Here is a 17,786-nt window from a genome sequence, read left to right as displayed (position 1 = left end):
GCTGCCGGGTTGAAATCATTAGGTGCTAGCCGTTTGCGCTTCTGCGCCTGGTAGATCGAGCGCCGCCAGATCATTGTCGCCAGGCAAAAAAAAGCCCCGCCAACGCTGACGGGGTTGAGGTACGAGCGTGGCAGCTCGAAAAGGGTACCTGCCCCCCAACCGGGAGGCAGGCTGGCTGCGTGTTACAGCAGCAGGGTGCGGATATCCGCCAGCACGTCGCCCAGGCGCTTGGTGAAGCGCGCGGCGGCAGCGCCGTTGATCACACGGTGATCGTAGGACAGCGACAGCGGCAGCATCAGCTTCGGCTGGAAGGCCTTGCCATCCCAGACCGGCTGCATGGTCGCCTTGGACACACCGAGGATCGCCACCTCAGGCGCGTTGACGATCGGCGTGAAGCCGGTGCCGCCAATGTGGCCGAGGCTGGAGATGGTGAAGCAGGCACCTTGCATGTCGTCGGCCGACAGCTTTTTGGTGCGCGCCTTCTCGGCCAGTGCAGCGGCTTCGGCAGCCAGTTGCAGCAGGCTCTTCTGGTCGACGTTCTTGATCACAGGGACCAGCAGGCCGTCCGGGGTGTCCACGGCGAAGCCGATGTTCACGTACTTCTTGCGGATGATGGCTTTGCCGCTTGGTGCCAGCGAGCTGTTGAAGTCCGGCATTTCCTTAAGCAGGAACGCGCTGGCCTTGAGCAGCAGTGGCAGCACGGTCAGCTTGACGCCAGCCTTCTCGGCCACGGCCTTCTGCGCAACGCGGAAGGCTTCCAGCTCGGTGATGTCGGCGGAGTCGAACTGGGTTACGTGCGGCACGTTCAGCCAGCTGCGGTGCAGGTTGGCGGCACCGACCTGCATCAGGCGGGTCAGGGCTACTTCTTCCACTTCACCGAACTTGCTGAAGTCGACGGCAGGGATTGGCGGGATGCCAGCGCCGCCAGTCGCGCCGGCGGCTGCCGGTGCTTCTTTGGCCTTCTGCATCATCGCCTTGACGTAGACCTGCACGTCTTCTTTCAGGATGCGGCCGTGCGGGCCGGTGGCCGCAACAGCGCCCAGGTCGACACCGAATTCACGGGCCAGCTGACGAACGGCCGGGCCTGCATGAACCTTGGCGTTGCTGCCAGCAGCCGGGGCAGTAGCAGCCGGGGCAGGGGCAGCAGCCGGGGCGGCAGCGGCAGGTGCGGCGGCCGGGGCAGCCTCAGCCTTGGCCGGTGCGGCAGCGTCAGCGGCCGGAGCCGGAGCAGTAGCCGGTGCGGCACCAGCGACTTTCAGCTTGAAGATCAGGTCACCAGTGCCGACTTCATCTTCCAGCTTGCACAGGACTTCTTCGACCACGCCAGCAGCAGGCGACGGGATCTCCATGGAGGCCTTGTCGGACTCCAGGGTGATCAGCGACTGGTCGGCTTCGACGGTGTCGCCGACCTTGACCAGCACTTCGATGATCTTGGCCTTGCCCGACGAGCCGATGTCCGGCACGTGGATGTCCTGCACGCTGGCAGCAGCCGGGGCTGCAGGTGGCGCAGGGGCAGCTTCGGCAGCCGGCTTTTCAGCGGCAGCCGGAGCGGCGGCAGGTGCAGGGGCCGCGGCCGGAGCCTCGGACGCCGCAGCGCCCTCGGCTTCCAGGACCAGCAGCTCGTCGCCTTCTTTCAGGCGATCGCCCAGCTTGACCTTCAGTTCCTTGACGATGCCGGCCTTGGGAGCCGGGATCTCCATGGAGGCCTTGTCGGACTCCAGGGTCAGCAGGCTCTGGTCAGCCTCGATACGGTCACCGACCTTGACGAACAGCTCGATGATTTCACCTTCACCGCTGCCGATGTCAGGTACGCGAATGAGTTCGCTCACTTAAAAATACTCCTCAGCAGTCCAGTGGGTTGCGCTTGTCCGGATCGATGCCGAACTTGACGATAGCGTCAGCCACCACTTTCGGTTCGATCTCGCCACGGTCAGCCAAGGCTTCCAGGGCAGCCAGCACCACGAAGTGGCGGTCGACTTCGAAGAAGTGACGCAGCTTCTTGCGGCTGTCGCTGCGACCGTAACCATCGGTACCCAGGACTTTGAATTCTTTGCTCGGCACCCACTGGCGAATCTGCTCGGCGAACAGCTTCATGTAGTCGGTGGAGGCGATGACCGGGCCTTTGCGGCCGGCCAGGCACTCTTCGACGTAAGTCTGCTGAGGCTTCTGGCCAGGCTTGAGGCGGTTGGCGCGTTCCACGGCCAGGCCGTCGCGACGCAGTTCGTTGAAGCTGGTGACGCTCCACACGTCGGCACCGACGTTGAACTCTTCACGCAGGATCTTCGCTGCTTCGCGGACTTCGCGCAGGATGGTGCCGGAGCCCATCAGCTGTACGTGGTGCGCGGCTTCGCGGGTGTCTTCTTCCAGCAGGTACATGCCCTTGATGATGCCTTCCTCGACACCGGCCGGCATGGCTGGCTGCTGGTAGGATTCGTTCATCACGGTGATGTAGTAGAAGATGTCCTGCTGCTCTTCGGTCATCTTCTTCATGCCGTCCTGGATGATCACCGCCAGCTCGTAGCCGTAGGTCGGATCATAGGTGCGGCAGTTCGGGATGGTGCCCGCCATCAGGTGGCTGTGACCATCTTCGTGCTGCAGGCCTTCACCGTTGAGGGTGGTACGGCCGGCAGTACCGCCGATCAGGAAGCCACGGGTGCGGCTGTCGCCAGCGGCCCAGGCCAGGTCGCCGATACGCTGGAAACCGAACATCGAGTAGAAGATGTAGAACGGCAGCATCGGCTGGTTGTGGCAGCTGTACGAGGTACCGGCAGCGATGAACGACGACATGGCGCCGGCTTCGTTGATGCCTTCCTCGAGGATCTGGCCTTTCTTGTCTTCGCGGTAGAACATCACCTGGTCTTTATCGACTGGCTCGTAGAGCTGGCCGACGGACGAATAGATGCCCAGCTGGCGGAACATGCCTTCCATACCGAAGGTACGGGCTTCGTCCGGGATGATCGGAACGATGCGCTGGCCGATTTCCTTGTCCTTGACCAGCTGCGCGAGGATACGCACGAAGGCCATGGTGGTGGAGATTTCGCGGTCGCCCGAGCCGTCCAGGATCGCTTTCAGCGTTTCCAGGGATGGGGTCGGTACGCTGAAGCTCTTGGCACGGCGCTGCGGTACGAAGCCACCCAAGGCTGCGCGGCGCTCGGCCAGGTAGCGGGCTTCGGCAGAACCTTCTTCGGGCTTGAAGAACGGCAGGTGCTCGAGGTCGGCATCCTTGACCGGGATGTCGAAGCGGTCACGGAAGTGGCGCAGGCTGTCGACGTCGACCTTCTTGGTGTTGTGCGCGGTGTTCTTGGCTTCGCCAGCACCGGTACCGTAACCCTTGATGGTCTTGGCCAGGATGACGGTCGGCTGCTCTTTGTGATTCACAGCCTGGTGGTAAGCCGCGTAGACCTTGTACGGGTCGTGGCCGCCACGGTTGAGCTTCCAGATCTCGTCGTCGGACAGGTCTTCGACCATGGCCTTGAGTTCCGGGGTATTGAAGAAGTTCTCACGAACGTACGCGCCGTCTTTGGCTTTGTAGTTCTGGTACTCGCCGTCGATGACTTCGTCCATGCGGCGCTGCAGGGCACCGTTGGTGTCCTTGGCCAGCAGTGGGTCCCAGAAGCGGCCCCAGACGACTTTGTTGACGTTCCAGCCACCGCCACGGAACACGCCTTCGAGTTCCTGGATGATCTTGCCGTTGCCGCGAACCGGGCCGTCGAGGCGCTGCAGGTTGCAGTTGATGACGAAGATCAGGTTGTCCAGCTTCTCGCGGCCGGCCAGGGCGATTGCGCCCAGGGATTCCGGCTCGTCACACTCGCCGTCGCCCATGAAGCACCAGACCTTCTGCTTGCCGGCCGGGATGAAGCCGCGGGCTTCCAGGTACTTCATGAAGCGCGCCTGGTAGATCGCCTGGATCGGGCCCAGACCCATGGAAACGGTCGGGAACTGCCAGAAGTCAGGCATCAGCCATGGGTGCGGGTACGAAGACAGGCCTTGGCCGTCCACTTCCTGACGGAAGTTGTTCATCTGGTCTTCGCTGATGCGCCCTTCCATGAAGGCACGGGCGTAGACGCCTGGCGAAGCGTGGCCCTGGAAGAAGATCAGGTCGCCGCCGTGTTCTTCGGTCGGGGCCTGGAAGAAGTAGTTGAAGCCGATGTCATACAGGGTGGCACTGGAGGCGAAGCTGGAGATGTGGCCGCCCAGGTCCGAGTCCTTCAGGTTGGTGCGCATCACCATGGCCAGCGCGTTCCAACGCACCATCGAGCGAATGCGGCGTTCCATGAACAGGTCGCCAGGCATGCGTGCTTCGTGGGTGACAGGGATGGTGTTGCGGTATGGCGTGGTGATCGCGTACGGCAGCTGTGAGCCACTGCGGGTGGCCAGCTCGCCCATACGGGTCATCAGGTAATGAGCGCGGTCTTCGCCTTCTTTGTCGAGGACCGACTCCAGGGCTTCCAGCCATTCCTGGGTTTCGATTGGATCGAGGTCTTGCATGGCTTGCTCCAGGGCGGAAAGGCCACCAGAATCGGGGGCCTGAGTTTGCGACTGGCCTTATGGGCAGACGTCGTGAATTCTTGGATTACCGGAGTGTGACCCGGCGGCGTGTAGTTTTACTACATTTGCTTGCGCATTTCATGCTTTTGCACGAACGGGGTAGTAGTAAAACTACACAAATGCGACGTTTGGTCGCACCTTGGCTTGTGAGGAAAAACGTTCATGTTGGTTGGCGCTGTGCCGAGAGCGGGTGATTCTTGATGTTTATTGCCACTGATTGGTTTTTTTCAGCTATTTCCAACTTTTGTACGACAGTCCAACCGGGGTCCGGCTCTACCGTGGCCGCTTTTTCCTCCCACTTTCACGCCGATCAAGGATAGACCATGCGCCTGCCTTTGCCGCTCGAACTGCCCGCTACCCTGCAACCGCTGGTCGCACGTAACCAGCAGTTTCTGCTGGACGCGCTGGCCAGCCACCCTGAGCTCGACCTGAACGCCTGGAGTACCGCTCATCGGCAACAGTTCGACCAGGTGGCTGCCGCCAGCGACTTCGTCATGGGCCTGGCCCAGCGCGAGCCGGCCATGCTGTTCGCGCTGCTGGCCAGTGGTGAACTGGACCGCCGCTATGCACCCGGCGAGCTGCGTGGGTACATCGCGGCAGCGGCCCAGGCTGCACAGAGCGAAGACGAGCTGGCGCGCAACCTGCGCCGCGAGCGCAACCGCCAGCAGCTGCGCATTATCTGGCGCGATGTCACCCGCCAGGCCGAGCTGGGCGAGACGTGCCGCGACCTGTCCGACCTCGCCGACGCCGCCATCGACGAAGCCTATCAATGGCTGTACCCGCGCCACTGCCAGCAATTCGGCACGCCGATCGGCAACCGTAGCGGCGAGCCACAGCATTTGGTGGTGCTGGGCATGGGCAAGCTGGGGGCGGTGGAGTTGAACCTGTCGTCGGACATCGACCTGATCTTCGCCTTCCCCGAAGGCGGCGAGACCGAAGGGGTCAAGCGGTCGTTGGACAACCAGGAGTTCTTCACCCGCCTGGGCCAGCGCCTGATCAAGGCCCTGGACCCGGTCACCGTCGATGGCTTCGTGTTCCGCGTCGACATGCGCCTGCGCCCTTATGGCTCGGCCGGTGCCCTGGCGCTCAGTTTCAATGCCCTGGAGCAGTACTACCAGGACCAGGGTCGCGACTGGGAACGCTACGCGATGATCAAGGCGCGGGTGGTGGCCGGCGACCAGGCCGCTGGCGCGCAGTTGCAGGACATGCTGCGACCATTCGTCTACCGACGCTACCTGGACTTCTCCGCGATTGAAGCCCTGCGCACCATGAAGCAGCTGATCCAGCAGGAGGTGCGGCGCAAGGGCATGTCCGAGAACATCAAGCTCGGCGCTGGGGGCATCCGGGAAGTGGAGTTCATCGCTCAGGCCTTCCAGCTGATCCATGGTGGGCGCGACCTGAGCCTGCAGCAGCGGCCGCTGCTCAAGGTGCTGGCGACCCTGGAAGGCCAGGGTTACCTGCCGCCGGCGGTGGTTAGCGAGCTGCGTGAAGGCTATGAATTCCTGCGGTACACCGAGCATGCCATCCAGGCCATCGCCGACCGCCAGACGCAGATGCTGCCGGATGACGAAACCGACCGTGAGCGGGTGGCCTTTATCCTCGGGTTTGCCGACTGGCAGAGCTTCCATGACCAGTTGATGCACTGGCGCGGCCGTGTCGACTGGCATTTCCGTCAGGTCATCGCCGACCCGGATGACGAGGACGGCGAGGGCGAACTGGTTGTAGGCGGCGAGTGGTCGCCGTTGTGGGAACAGGCGCAGGATGAGGAGGCCGCTGGCCGCCAGTTGCAAGAGGCCGGCTTCAAGCAGCCTGCCGAAGCCTTGCGCCGCCTGGCCGGCCTGCGCGCCAGCCCGCAATTGCGCTCGATACAGCGTATTGGCCGTGAGCGCCTGGATGCTTTTATCCCCAGGCTTTTGGCCCAGGCCGTGGAGCATGACAACCCGGACCTGGTGCTGGAACGTGTGCTGCCGCTGGTCGAAGCGGTGGCGCGGCGTTCCGCCTACCTGGTGCTGCTCACCGAAAACCCCGGTGCCTTGCGCCGCCTGCTGACCCTGTGCGCCGCCAGCCCGTGGATCGCCGAACAGATGGCCCGTTACCCGCTGCTGCTCGACGAACTGCTCAATGAGGGCCGCCTGTTCAGCCCGCCGTTGGCGCCGGAGCTGGCCGCCGAGCTGCGCGAACGCCTGACGCGCATCCCCGAGGACGACCTGGAACAGCAGATGGAGGCCTTGCGCCACTTCAAGCTGGCCCACAGCCTGCGCGTGGCCGCCTCCGAAATCAGTGGCAACCTGCCGCTGATGAAAGTCAGCGACTACCTGACCTGGCTGGCCGAGGCCATCCTCGATCAGGTGCTGGCCCTGGCCTGGCGCCAGACGGTGGCGCGCCACGGCCAGCCAAAACGCAGCGATGGCAGCTTGTGTGACACGGGCTTCGTCATCATCGGTTACGGCAAGGTGGGTGGCCTGGAGCTCGGCCACGGCTCGGACCTGGACCTGGTGTTCATCCACGACGGCGACCCGCAGGCGGAAACCGACGGCGCCAAGCCGATCGACAGCGCGCAGTTCTTTACCCGCCTGGGCCAGCGCATCATCCATTTGCTGACCACCCAGACCAACTCCGGCCAGCTCTACGACGTCGACATGCGCCTGCGCCCGTCCGGTGCTTCGGGGCTGCTGGTCAGCTCGCTGAGCGCGTTCGAGCGTTACCAGCAGAACGAGGCCTGGACCTGGGAGCATCAAGCGTTGGTGCGCGCCCGTGTGCTGGTGGGCTGCAAGCAAGTGGCGGCAGCGTTCGAGGGCGTGCGCGCCAAGGTCCTGGGCCAGGCTCGGGACCTCGACAAACTGCGCACGGAAGTCAGCGAGATGCGCGCCAAGATGCGCGGCAACCTGGGCACCAAGGCCACTGCTGCCGGTACCGCCGCGAATGCGTTCGATGCCGGTGTGGCGTTCGATATCAAGCAGGATGCCGGCGGTATCGTCGATATCGAATTTATGGTGCAATACGCCGCTTTGGCCTGGTCCCACGACCATCCGGCCCTACTGCGCTGGACCGATAACATTCGCATTCTCGAAGAGCTGGAGCAGGCAGGTTTGATGCCGGCCAGTGATGCGGTTCTGTTGCGTGAAGTGTACAAGGCGTTTCGCTCTGCCTCGCACCGCCAGGCCCTGCAGAAGCAGGCCGGGGTGATCGATGCGGCGCAGTTTGCCGATGAACGCCGCGAAGTGCGGCGGATTTGGACGCAGCTCGGTTTGACTTGAGGGCCAATCGCCGGCAAGCCGGCTCCCACAGGTACCTTGCAGTACCTGGGCCTGTGTTCCCCCTGTGGGAGCCGGTTTGCCGGCGATTGGGGCGCGAAGCGGCCCGGGTGGTACACTGCACGCCACATAGCCTGAATATAAAGAGGGGAGGCCAGGCTGTACCGCAGCCTGCAGCCTCCCCGAGCGTTTCTGGACTAAGCATGAGAATACTGATCATTGGCCCAAGCTGGGTCGGCGACATGGTGATGGCGCAGACGCTGTTCCAGTGCCTGAAACAGCAGCATCCCGACTGCGTGATCGATGTGCTGGCGCCCGAGTGGAGCCGGCCGATCCTCGAGCGCATGCCCGAAGTGCGCCAGGCCTTGAGCTTCCCGCTCGGCCATGGCGCGCTGGAGCTGGCGACACGCCGGCGCATCGGCAAGTCCCTGGTCGGCCAGTACGACCAGGCGATCCTTTTGCCCAACTCGCTGAAGTCGGCGCTGGTGCCGTTTTTTGCCGGCATCCCCAAACGCACCGGCTGGCGCGGCGAGATGCGCTTTGGCCTGCTCAACGATGTGCGCAAGCTGGACAAGGCGCGCTACCCGCTGATGATCGAGCGTTTCATGGCCCTGGCCTACACGCCGGGTGCCGAGCTGCCGCAGCCGTACCCACGGCCGGCCCTGCAGATCGAAGCGCGGAGCCGCGAGGCCGCCCTGGCCAAGTTCGACCTGGCGCTGGACCGCCCGGTACTGGCGCTGTGCCCGGGTGCCGAGTTCGGCGAGGCCAAGCGCTGGCCGGCCGAGCACTACGCTGAGGTGGCTGACGCCATGATTCGTCAGGGCTGGCAGGTGTGGCTGTTCGGCTCGAAGAACGATCACCCGGTCGGCGAACAGATCCGCGACCGGCTGATCCCGGGTTTGCGCGAAGAGTCCTACAACCTGGCGGGCGAAACCTCGCTGGCCGAGGCCATCGACCTGATGTCCTGCGCGGATGCCGTGGTGTCCAACGACTCCGGCCTGATGCACGTGGCGGCGGCGTTGAACCGCCCGCTGGTAGCGGTTTACGGCTCCACGTCGCCAGGCTTCACCCCGCCGCTGGCCGAACAGGTGGAGATCGTGCGCACCGGCATCGAGTGCAGCCCGTGCTTCGACCGCACCTGCCGTTTCGGCCACTACAACTGCCTGCGTCTGCTTGAGCCTGGCAAAGTCATCGCCGCCCTGCACAGCCTGGGTGGGCCGAACCTGATCGATACCGTGGCCGAGGTCGACTAAGTGCGGGTACTGATCATCAAGACCTCGTCGCTGGGTGATGTGATTCACACCTTGCCGGCGCTGACCGATGCCGCCCACGCCATCCCGGGCATCCGGTTCGATTGGGTGGTGGAAGAAGGCTTCGCCGAAATCCCCAGCTGGCACCCGGCGGTCGACCAGGTCATCCCGGTGGCCATCCGCCGCTGGCGCAAGAACATCTGGCAGACCATCAAGAGCGGCGAGTGGAAGGCGTTCAAGCAACGTGTTCGCGAGCGCAAGTACGACCTGGTGATCGATGCCCAGGGCCTGGTGAAATCGGCCTGGCTGACGCGTTTCGTGAAGGCGCCGGTTGCCGGCCTGGACCGCTATTCGGCGCGTGAGGGCTGGGCCAGCCGCTTCTATGACCGGCGCCTGTCGGTCGCCACCGGCCAGCACGCGGTAGAGCGTGTTCGCCAGCTGTTCGCCATGGCCCTGGCCTACGACCTGCCCGAAGGCATCGGCAACTACGGCCTGGACCTCGACCGCCTGCAACTGCCGCCGGCGGCACCTTACGTGGTGTTCTTGCATGGCACCACGTGGGCGACCAAGCACTGGCCCGAGGCTTACTGGCGGCAACTGGCCGAGCGCCTGGGCCAGCGCAAGCTGCAGGTACGCCTGCCATGGGGTAACCAGGCCGAGAAGGACCGCGCCGAGCGCATCGCCCAGGGCTTGAACAATTGCCAGGTACTCCCCAAGTTGAACCTTGCCGGCGTCGCCCGTGTACTGGCGGCGGCCAAGGCCTGTGTGGCGGTGGATACCGGCCTGGGCCACCTGGCCGCAGCGCTGGATGTGCCGACCATTTCGCTGTTTGGCCCGACCAACCCGGGCCTCACCGGCGCCTATGGCCGCGTGCAGGTTCACCAGGCCAGCGATTTCCCCTGCGCACCGTGCCTGCAGAAAAAGTGCACCTACAAACCGAGCGCCGACGACCTGCGTCGGTTCGATCTCAAACGCGAGTGGCCGCTGTGCTTCACTCGCCTGAATCCCGAGCATGTGGCGAGCCGCTTGAGCGCGTTGCTGCTGGCTGAGGATGTCCGTTGATGCAACTGGCTTTTGTGCTTTACAAATATTTCCCCTTCGGCGGGCTGCAGCGCGATTTCATGCGCATTGCCCTGGAATGCCAGAAGCGGGGCCACCAGATCCGTGTGTACACGTTGATCTGGGAAGGCGACATTCCGCCCGGCTTCGAGGTGCTGGTGGCGCCGGTCAAGGCGCTGTTCAACCACCGTCGCAACGAGAAGCTCAGCGCCTGGATGGAAGCTGACCTCGCCAAGCGCCCGGTCGACCGGCTGATCGGCTTCAACAAGATGCCGGGGCTGGATGTGTACTACGCCGCCGACGGCTGCTTCGAGGACAAGGCCCAGACCCTGCGGGGCGGCATCTACCGCCGCTGGGGCCGCTACCGGCACTTTGCCGAGTATGAGCGGGCCGTGTTCGCCAAGGATTCTCGCACCGAGGTGCTGATGATTTCCGAGGTGCAGCAGCCGCTGTTCATCAAGCACTATGGCACCCCCGCCGAGCGCTTCCATCTGCTGCCGCCGGGCATTTCCCCGGACCGTCGGGCGCCAGCCAACGCGGCCGAGATTCGCGCCGAATTCCGCAAGGAGTTCAACCTGGGCGAAGACGACCTGCTGCTGGTGCAGATCGGCTCCGGCTTCAAGACCAAAGGTGTGGACCGTAGCCTCAAGGCATTGGCCGCGCTGCCGTCTGCGCTGCGCAAGCGCACCCGGTTGATGGTCATCGGCCAGGACGACCCCAAGGTGTTCCAGCTGCAAAGCGCCACCCTGGGCCTGGGCGAGCAGGTGCAGTTCCTCAAGGGCCGCAGCGATATCCCGCGTTTCCTGCTGGGTGCCGACTTGCTGATCCACCCGGCCTACAACGAGAACACCGGTACCGTGCTGCTCGAAGCCCTGGTGGCCGGCCTGCCGGTGCTGGTGTCCAAGGTATGCGGCTACGCCCATTACATCGCCGAGGCCGACTGCGGCCTGGTGCTGGACGAGCCGTTCGAGCAAGAGCAGCTCAATGCCTACCTGCAACGCATGCTCGATGACAAGCAGGCGCGTGCCGACTGGTCGCGCAATGGCCTGGCCTTCGCCGATACGGCCGACCTGTACAGCATGCCGCAGCACGCCGCCGACGTGATTCTGGGGCAGGAGCGCGCATGAAGCTGATACTGGCCGAACCGTTCAAACGCCTGTGGGCCGGGCGTGATGCCTTCGATGCGGTCGAAGCCCTGCAAGGCGAGGTTTACCGCGAGCTGGAGGGCCGCCGTACGCTGCGCACCGAAGTGGATGGCGAGGGGTTTTTCGTCAAGATCCACCGGGGTATCGGCTGGGGTGAAATCTTCAAGAACCTGTTCACCGCCAAGCTGCCCGTGCTCGGTGCCGGCCAGGAATGGCGGGCCATCCAGCGCCTGCATGAAGTGGGCGTGCCGACCATGACTGCGGTCGCCTACGGAGAGCGCGGCAGCAACCCGGCCACGCAGCATTCGTTCATCGTGACCGAAGAGCTGGCGCCGACCATCAGCCTGGAAGACTTCAGCATCGATTGGCTCAAGCAGCCGCCCGAGCCACGCCTCAAGCGTGCGCTGATCGCCGAGGTGGCGAAGATGACCGGTGGCATGCACCGCGCCGGGGTCAACCACCGTGACTGCTACATCTGCCACTTCCTGCTGCACACCGACCGCCCGGTAACAGCGGACGATTTCAAGCTGTCGGTGATCGACCTGCACCGCGCACAGACCCGTGCCACCATCAGCCGCCGCTGGCGCGACAAGGATCTGGCCGCGCTGTACTTCTCGGCGCTGGACATCGGCCTTACCCGGCGCGACAAGCTGCGCTTTCTGCGCGGTTACTTCCAGCGCCCGCTACGCCAGATCCTCGCGCAGGAGGCCACGCTGCTCGCCTGGCTCGACCGCAAGGCGCAGAAACTCTATGACCGCAAGCAACGCTATGGGGATGCACTCTGATGGCGGGTTGGACACTGGCGCCGGGCTACGAGCAGCTGGCGGCGGACTTCGGCAGCCTCGACGCGGTGTTTGCCCTGCAGGGTGAACGCCTGACCCGCGACCCGCTCAGCGAAGTCATCCGCATCGAGCGTGACGGGGTCAATTATTACGTCAAGCGTTACACCGGCGCCGGCAAGCACATGCGCCGCTACCTGGGCCGGCCGCGCATCAAGGCCGAATGGCAGAACCTCAAGCAGTTCGCCAAATGGGGCATCCCTACCGCCGAAGTGGTGGCATGGGGCCTTGAGCGCAAGGGGCTGGCCTTTGGCCGCGGGGCGATGATCACCCGCGAGTTGCCGCGCACCGAAGACCTGTCGGCACTGGCCGAGCGCAATGACCCCCGTTTGGCCGACCGTGCCTGGGTCGAGCACGTCAGCAGCCAGCTGGCGCGGCATACCCGGGTGATGCACGAGCACCGGTTTGCCCACAATGACTTGAAGTGGCGCAACCTGCTGGTCGATGACCAGGGCACACTATTCTTCATCGACTGCCCGACCGGTGATTTCTGGCGCGGCTTCATGTGGCGCCACCGGTTGATCAAGGACCTGGCGTGCCTGGACAAGGTCGCCAAATACCACCTGACGGCAACCCAACGCCTGCGCTTTTACCTGCAGTACCGCGGGCGCCAGCGCCTGAATGCGCGCGACAAACGGCGCATCCGCCAGGTGCTGAGCTTCTTCGAGGGAAGGGAATGACCGATTACCTGGCCAGCGCGGATCTCGCGCTGCTCAAACGCCATGGCCTGAACGACTTCGAGGCGCTGTGGGCCCTGCAACTGGACGCCGTGGACGAACCCAATACCGGCCGTGGCGGCTGGAGCAGCGTCTACCGCCTGGAACTCGAGGGCAAAGGCTATTACCTCAAGCGCCAGAGCGACTACCTGACCCGCACCTTGCACCGCCCGTTCGGCGAGCCGACCTTCGCCCGCGAGTTCCGCAACATCAGCCGTTATCAGAAGCTGCACATCCCGGCCCTGCAAGCGGTGTTCTATGGTGAGCGCAAGCAGGCCGGGCATCACCGGGCCATTCTGCTGACCCGTGCCCTGGACGACTGGAGTGACCTGGAAAGCCTGCTGGCGCAGTGGCCGCAGCTCAGCCCTGCGGCGCGCGATGGCATCCTCAAGGCCTGTGGCCAGCTGGCGCGCACGCTGCACAGCGCCGGCCAGGTGCACGGTTGCTTCTATCCCAAGCACATCTTCCTGCGCCAACGCCGCGAAGGCTGGGACGCGCAACTGATCGACCTGGAGAAGACCAGGCCGTTGCTGTTCGGCAAGCGTGACCGGCTCAAGGACCTGGAGCCGCTGTTGCGCCGTGCCCGCGCCTGGGGCGAGGCGGACGTGCGCAAGCTGTTGGCCGCCTACCTTGGCCAGCCGGCCGACAGCGCGCTGGTGGACACCTGGCTGCAACGCCTGACGCAACGCCGTCGTGAGAAGGAGGCCCGCTGATGCGTTTGTCTGAATTGAAAGAAACCGGGCGCAGCCCTTCGCTGCCGCTGGCGATCACCCTGGCCGATGCTGCGGGCAGCGCCGAGCTGCAGTTGCTGAGCCTGCTGCGCGTGTTGCCGGGCCAGCGCTATGTGGGTGCCGGGGTGTGGCGCGGTACGCCGGTGTTGGCCAAGTTGTTGGTAGGCAGCAATGCCGCGCGCCATTTCCAGCGTGAGCTGGAGGGTGTGAAGCTGCTGGCCGAGCAAGGCCTGACCACCCCGAAACTGCTGGCAGACGGCCTCAGGGAAGGTGAGGGCGGTTGGCTGCTGTTCGAATTCCTCGACGGCGCCGAAAGCCTGGCCGATGCCTGGGCTGCAGTAGAACACCTGCCGGTGCTGGCCGACGAGCAGCACCTGGTGCTTGGCCAAGCGCTGACTGCGGTGGCGCAGATGCATGCCAAGGGCCTGTGGCAGGAAGACCTGCACCTGGACAACTTGCTGCGCCACGGCGGCAAGCTGTACCTGATCGATGGCGCCGGCATCAAGGCCGAGACGCCGGGCCAGCAGTTGTCACGCCCGCGCGTGCTGGAAAACCTCGGGGTGTTTTTCGCCCAGTTGCCCAAGCGCCTGGAGCCCTTCATCGAAGAACTGCTGGTGCATTATCTGCTGGCCAATGCCGAGCACGCGCTGCCGATGGAAGCCTTGCAAAAGCAGGTGGACAAGGTGCGCAACTGGCGCCAGAAGGACTACCTCGAAAAGGCCGGACGCGAGTGCACGCTGTTCAGTGTCGAACGCAGCCTTTCGGGCCTGCGGGCGATCCGCCGCGGTGAAGTCGACGCGCTGCTGCCAGTGCTGGAGCAGGCCGACGCACTGATCGACCAGGGCCACCTGTACAAGACCGGCGGCGCCGCCAGCGTGGCCCGCATCGAGGTGGGCGGGCGCCCATTGGTGCTCAAGCGCTACAACATCAAGAACACCGCCCACTGGTTCAAGCGCTTCTGGCGCCCGAGCCGGGCCTGGCACTCGTGGATTGAGGGGCACCGCCTGGAGTTTCTCGACATCGCCACACCGCGCCCGCTGGCGGTGCTGGAACAACGGGTGATGGGCCTGCGCAGCCGGGCGTACCTGGTCACCGAATTTGTCGATGGCCCGGACCTCACCGCGTGTTTCGCCCCCTATGTGGAAAACGGCGAGGCGCCGGAAGAACAGGTCGACGCCCTGGTCAAGGTGATGCAGCAACTGATCCGCGAGCGCATCAGCCATGGCGACTTCAAGGGCCACAACCTGTTCTGGCACAACGGCCAATGGTCGCTGATCGACCTCGACGCGATGTGCCAGCACGCCACGCAACTCAGCTTTGCACCAGCCTACGCCCGCGACCGTGCGCGGCTGCTTCGCAACTGGCCGAGCAGCAGCGCCCTGCATCAGCGCCTCGACCGGCTGCTGCCAAGGCTCGTCGAGTAGGCCTGCGGCAGCGCCAGCCAATCGCTGCTGCGCCCGGCCTGGCGCACCCGGATGCGCCATTGCCGGTCTTGCCAGCGCAAGATCGCCCACGGCACCACGCCGGCTTGCTGGGCGTCGGGGATCAGCAGGTGGTAGCGCCCGGCGAGCAGGTGCGCCCGCACGGGCAGTTGCCCGGCAGCGGTTTGCAGGTACAGCTGGCCGTCTGCCCGGTACAGCCCTGCCACCACATCCACCGTCTCACCCTCCAGCGGCGGTTGAAGGTGGCAGCTGGCCAGCAACTGCCCAAGGTCAGGCAGGCCGTCGTACCACAGCACCGGTGAGTCGATGACCCAGTTGCCGTTGGCCAGGCGCTTGACCGGCTGCTGCAGGTAAGCGTCGGGTTGCGTCGGGTCGATGACCCGCCAGCGATGGCCGTCGAACGAGACCTTGTAATAACGGCCGTGGGCGTCCTGGATGTAATACAGGGTCAGCCCTTCGAATGCCGATGTTTTTTCGAATACGCCTTCGCCGTGCACACCTTCAATGTTGAAGCGCAGGTACTCGACCGCAGGTGTGATGCTGTAACGCGAGGGCAGCGGCAATGGCGGTTGCATAGGCATGCCCCGCATCATGCGGCGCATCAGGCCGGTGCTGACCACGCCTGTAGCGGCATCGTTGGCGAAGCCCAGGGCGTTGTAGGTATGGGTCAGCACGCCGTCGATGTCATCCTCGGCAAAGGCTTGCGCTCCATCCCAGATTTCTATGGCCATGCGCCCCAGCGCAAGCGGAACCTGCACACGCGCAGGCAGCACCAGGCTGATCAGGTCGAGCAGGCGCCAGGCCAGGTCGACGCCTTGCTGCAAATCGGCTTCCCCGGTGGTACGGCTGTTGGCATCGACACTGGCCAGCCAGCCACGCACCTCGGCCCTGTAGCAGGCGAAAAACAGCTCATCGTCGATCGCTGGGGTGCGCAATACGGGGCTAAGCCGGCCTTTGTTCAGCAGCTGTTCGATGCGTGCAGCAGGCAACAGGGGCAGGCGTCCCGCCACATAGGTGCGCAGGGCAGGTTGATTGCGCAGCAAACGCATCAGTTCGCGGGCGTTGCTAAGCCCGCGCCAGGCGCGACGGTCGGGGGCATCCGGGGTGTAAAGGATGAAAGCGCCCGAACCAGCGCCTTCGGCATTGATCAGCAACACGCCTTGCAGGGTATGGCCCTGGATGGTCAGTTGGCGCACGGTAATGCGTTGCCCGTCCACCGGGGGGCGTAGCGCATTATGGGGGTGGTCCAATACCTGACGCACCCAGCGGTAGCGCTGTTCGCCCTGGTCGCGGCCAAGGTGCCCGGCATAACGCGCCTTGGCCGCCTCGGCGCGCATGCGGGCGCGGTTGATCAGGGCATGGGCGTTCAGGCGCCAGCGCCCGACCGGCGAATCCAGCAATTGGGTCTTCAGGTAATCAGCGTAGCTGCCACCGACATTAAGGTGCCTGATCATCGCCTTGATGTAGGCGGGGTTCAGCGCCTCGGGCAACGGCTTGCCATGGCGGTGATCTACCCGAGCAGTGAGCCAGTAGTCGTAGTCGAACCAGTTCAGGTTGCGCAATGCCAGCTGGTGCAGCGGGTAACTTTCCCTGACCAGCTCGATCATCTGCCCGCCGACCTGCTCGAAACCTCGCCAGGTAACGTAGCTGGACGGGTTGAAGGGGTTCAGATGGGGCCCAGCCTGCCGGCTGTGCACGACATGGAGCATGATGTCGTCAGCGGTGTAGCGCAGGCCGTGATCGTGACGCAGGCGTTCCTCGACCCGTGCGCGGGCCCAGCCCAGCAGGCTGTCCTGCTGGCGGAACTGGCCCAGCGTGAGGATGCCTGGGGCGGCGACGCGATTGCCGGCCGCCACCAGTTGTTGCATGGCCTGCATGATGTGCGAGAGCGCCTGTGGCCCCGCGGCGCTCAACCAGTTGGGCAGGTTTTTTTCCAGCAGCAGGCCGTAGCGGGTGTCGAGCAACGCTTGCTTACCGGCTTCGGCCGCCAGTGACAGGGCCTCACGCAGAGTGTCCACTGCCGGTGCACCCTGGGCGTCTGCCCAAGCCTGGTTGACGCGCAGGCGCTGCGCTTCGATCAGGCTGTCGACCTGGGCTTGCACCGGGTCATCGGCATACCACTCGTAGCGCAGGCGGTCGGCCTTGGCGGCGTTGTCCATACGCTCGGCATCGACCAGTAGGCGCAACAGGGGTGGGCCCTGCAGCGGGTCGTCGAGGCGCTCGCACAACTCAAGGTGCAAGTCGGCCAGCGTGTTGTAGGCCTCGATGCCTTGGGCCAGGCCGTACAGCAGCGCCGGCCCGCGGGCCTGCTCCGGGGTGAGCTCGGCAGCCTCGTCGTTGCCGGTGACGACCACGAACATGCCCGGCAGCACCGCGCGGCTGTGGGGCTGGCTACGGCTGAGGACCAGGCGATACACCTGGGCACGCGTGGCCACTGGCTGGGGCCGCCGTTGCCAGGCGTTGGGCAGGTCGAGACACAGCGTGAGGGTGTCGACCTCGGCGGCGGGCAAGGTCTGGTCGGCCTGGCGCAGTGTCAGCTCGGCGTGCATCAGGGCGCGGCGCAGGTCGGTGAGGCGGACCCTGCGCGAGCGGCCCTGGGGGTCGCCGGTGGCCCAGTATTCTGCCAGTTCGCCCTGCAGTTGCTGTCGGCTGAGCCATTGCCGGTCGGCGGCTGGCAATGGCGCCAGCAGGTCGATGATCTGCTGGTCGATGAATTCGATACGTTCCAGCGGTAGCATGATGCGCTCCTTTGATGAGGGAGACGCAACGTTAGGGCGCTGGGCTAGGCCCGGAGCGGTAGCC

General features: G+C 64.8%; 11 protein-coding genes. 8 read left to right on the top strand and 3 right to left on the bottom strand.

Translation table 11 applies throughout. The features are described from left to right. Positions 1-182: 182 nt before the first annotated feature. Both aceF and aceE read right to left on the bottom strand, forming a co-directional pair. A complete protein-coding gene (gene aceF / locus ACNQPL_RS15520) occupies positions 183-1,829 on the bottom strand; it encodes a dihydrolipoyllysine-residue acetyltransferase (RefSeq protein WP_416467188.1) in 1,647 nt (548 codons plus the stop codon). Positions 1,830-1,842: 13 nt separating this feature from the next. Then, entirely contained in the window at positions 1,843-4,488 is a 2,646-nt protein-coding gene (gene aceE / locus ACNQPL_RS15515) for a pyruvate dehydrogenase (acetyl-transferring), homodimeric type (protein ID WP_346613601.1), read from the bottom strand. Between the two features lie 383 nt (positions 4,489-4,871). On the opposite strand from aceE, the gene glnE reads away from it, so the two are divergent. The 8 genes from glnE to ACNQPL_RS15475 all read left to right on the top strand — a co-directional run bounded on the left by glnE (position 4,872) and on the right by ACNQPL_RS15475 (position 14,966). Next, complete coding sequence (glnE, locus tag ACNQPL_RS15510; protein ID WP_416467187.1) at positions 4,872-7,805, top strand: bifunctional [glutamate--ammonia ligase]-adenylyl-L-tyrosine phosphorylase/[glutamate--ammonia-ligase] adenylyltransferase; 2,934 nt, start codon at positions 4,872-4,874, stop codon at positions 7,803-7,805. Between the two features lie 200 nt (positions 7,806-8,005). Continuing rightward, positions 8,006-9,055, top strand: a complete 1,050-nt coding sequence (gene waaF / locus ACNQPL_RS15505; RefSeq protein WP_346613603.1) for a lipopolysaccharide heptosyltransferase II — start codon at positions 8,006-8,008, stop codon at positions 9,053-9,055. Next, on the top strand, positions 9,056-10,114 hold the full coding sequence (waaC, locus tag ACNQPL_RS15500; protein ID WP_346613604.1) for a lipopolysaccharide heptosyltransferase I: 1,059 nt from the start codon (positions 9,056-9,058) through the stop codon (positions 10,112-10,114). Beyond that, complete coding sequence (locus ACNQPL_RS15495; RefSeq protein ID WP_346613605.1) at positions 10,114-11,238, top strand: glycosyltransferase family 4 protein; 1,125 nt, start codon at positions 10,114-10,116, stop codon at positions 11,236-11,238. Before waaC ends, ACNQPL_RS15495 begins: the two co-directional genes overlap by 1 nt. Then, entirely contained in the window at positions 11,235-12,041 is an 807-nt protein-coding gene (rfaP, locus tag ACNQPL_RS15490; RefSeq protein WP_346613606.1) for a lipopolysaccharide core heptose(I) kinase RfaP, read from the top strand. The genes ACNQPL_RS15495 and rfaP overlap by 4 nt, the downstream gene beginning before the upstream one ends. Continuing rightward, positions 12,041-12,775: a lipopolysaccharide kinase InaA family protein gene (locus tag ACNQPL_RS15485; protein ID WP_346613607.1), complete on the top strand. Its 735-nt coding sequence runs from the start codon at positions 12,041-12,043 to the stop codon at positions 12,773-12,775. Before rfaP ends, ACNQPL_RS15485 begins: the two co-directional genes overlap by 1 nt. After that, on the top strand, positions 12,772-13,524 hold the full coding sequence (locus tag ACNQPL_RS15480) for a lipopolysaccharide kinase InaA family protein (protein WP_416467186.1): 753 nt from the start codon (positions 12,772-12,774) through the stop codon (positions 13,522-13,524). Before ACNQPL_RS15485 ends, ACNQPL_RS15480 begins: the two co-directional genes overlap by 4 nt. Further along, a complete protein-coding gene (locus tag ACNQPL_RS15475) occupies positions 13,524-14,966 on the top strand; it encodes a lipopolysaccharide kinase InaA family protein (protein ID WP_416467185.1) in 1,443 nt (480 codons plus the stop codon). The genes ACNQPL_RS15480 and ACNQPL_RS15475 overlap by 1 nt, the downstream gene beginning before the upstream one ends. Here ACNQPL_RS15475 and ACNQPL_RS15470 read toward each other — a convergent pair. Beyond that, a complete protein-coding gene (locus ACNQPL_RS15470) occupies positions 14,927-17,722 on the bottom strand; it encodes a dermonecrotic toxin domain-containing protein (protein ID WP_416467184.1) in 2,796 nt (931 codons plus the stop codon). The genes ACNQPL_RS15475 and ACNQPL_RS15470 overlap by 40 nt on opposite strands. Positions 17,723-17,786 lie beyond the last annotated feature (64 nt).

Source organism: Pseudomonas sp. LFS044, from assembly GCF_047978245.1.
Classification (GTDB): domain Bacteria; phylum Pseudomonadota; class Gammaproteobacteria; order Pseudomonadales; family Pseudomonadaceae; genus Aquipseudomonas.
The sequence above is the reverse complement of the archived record's forward strand: the minus strand, read 5'-3'. Positions and strand labels throughout refer to the sequence as shown.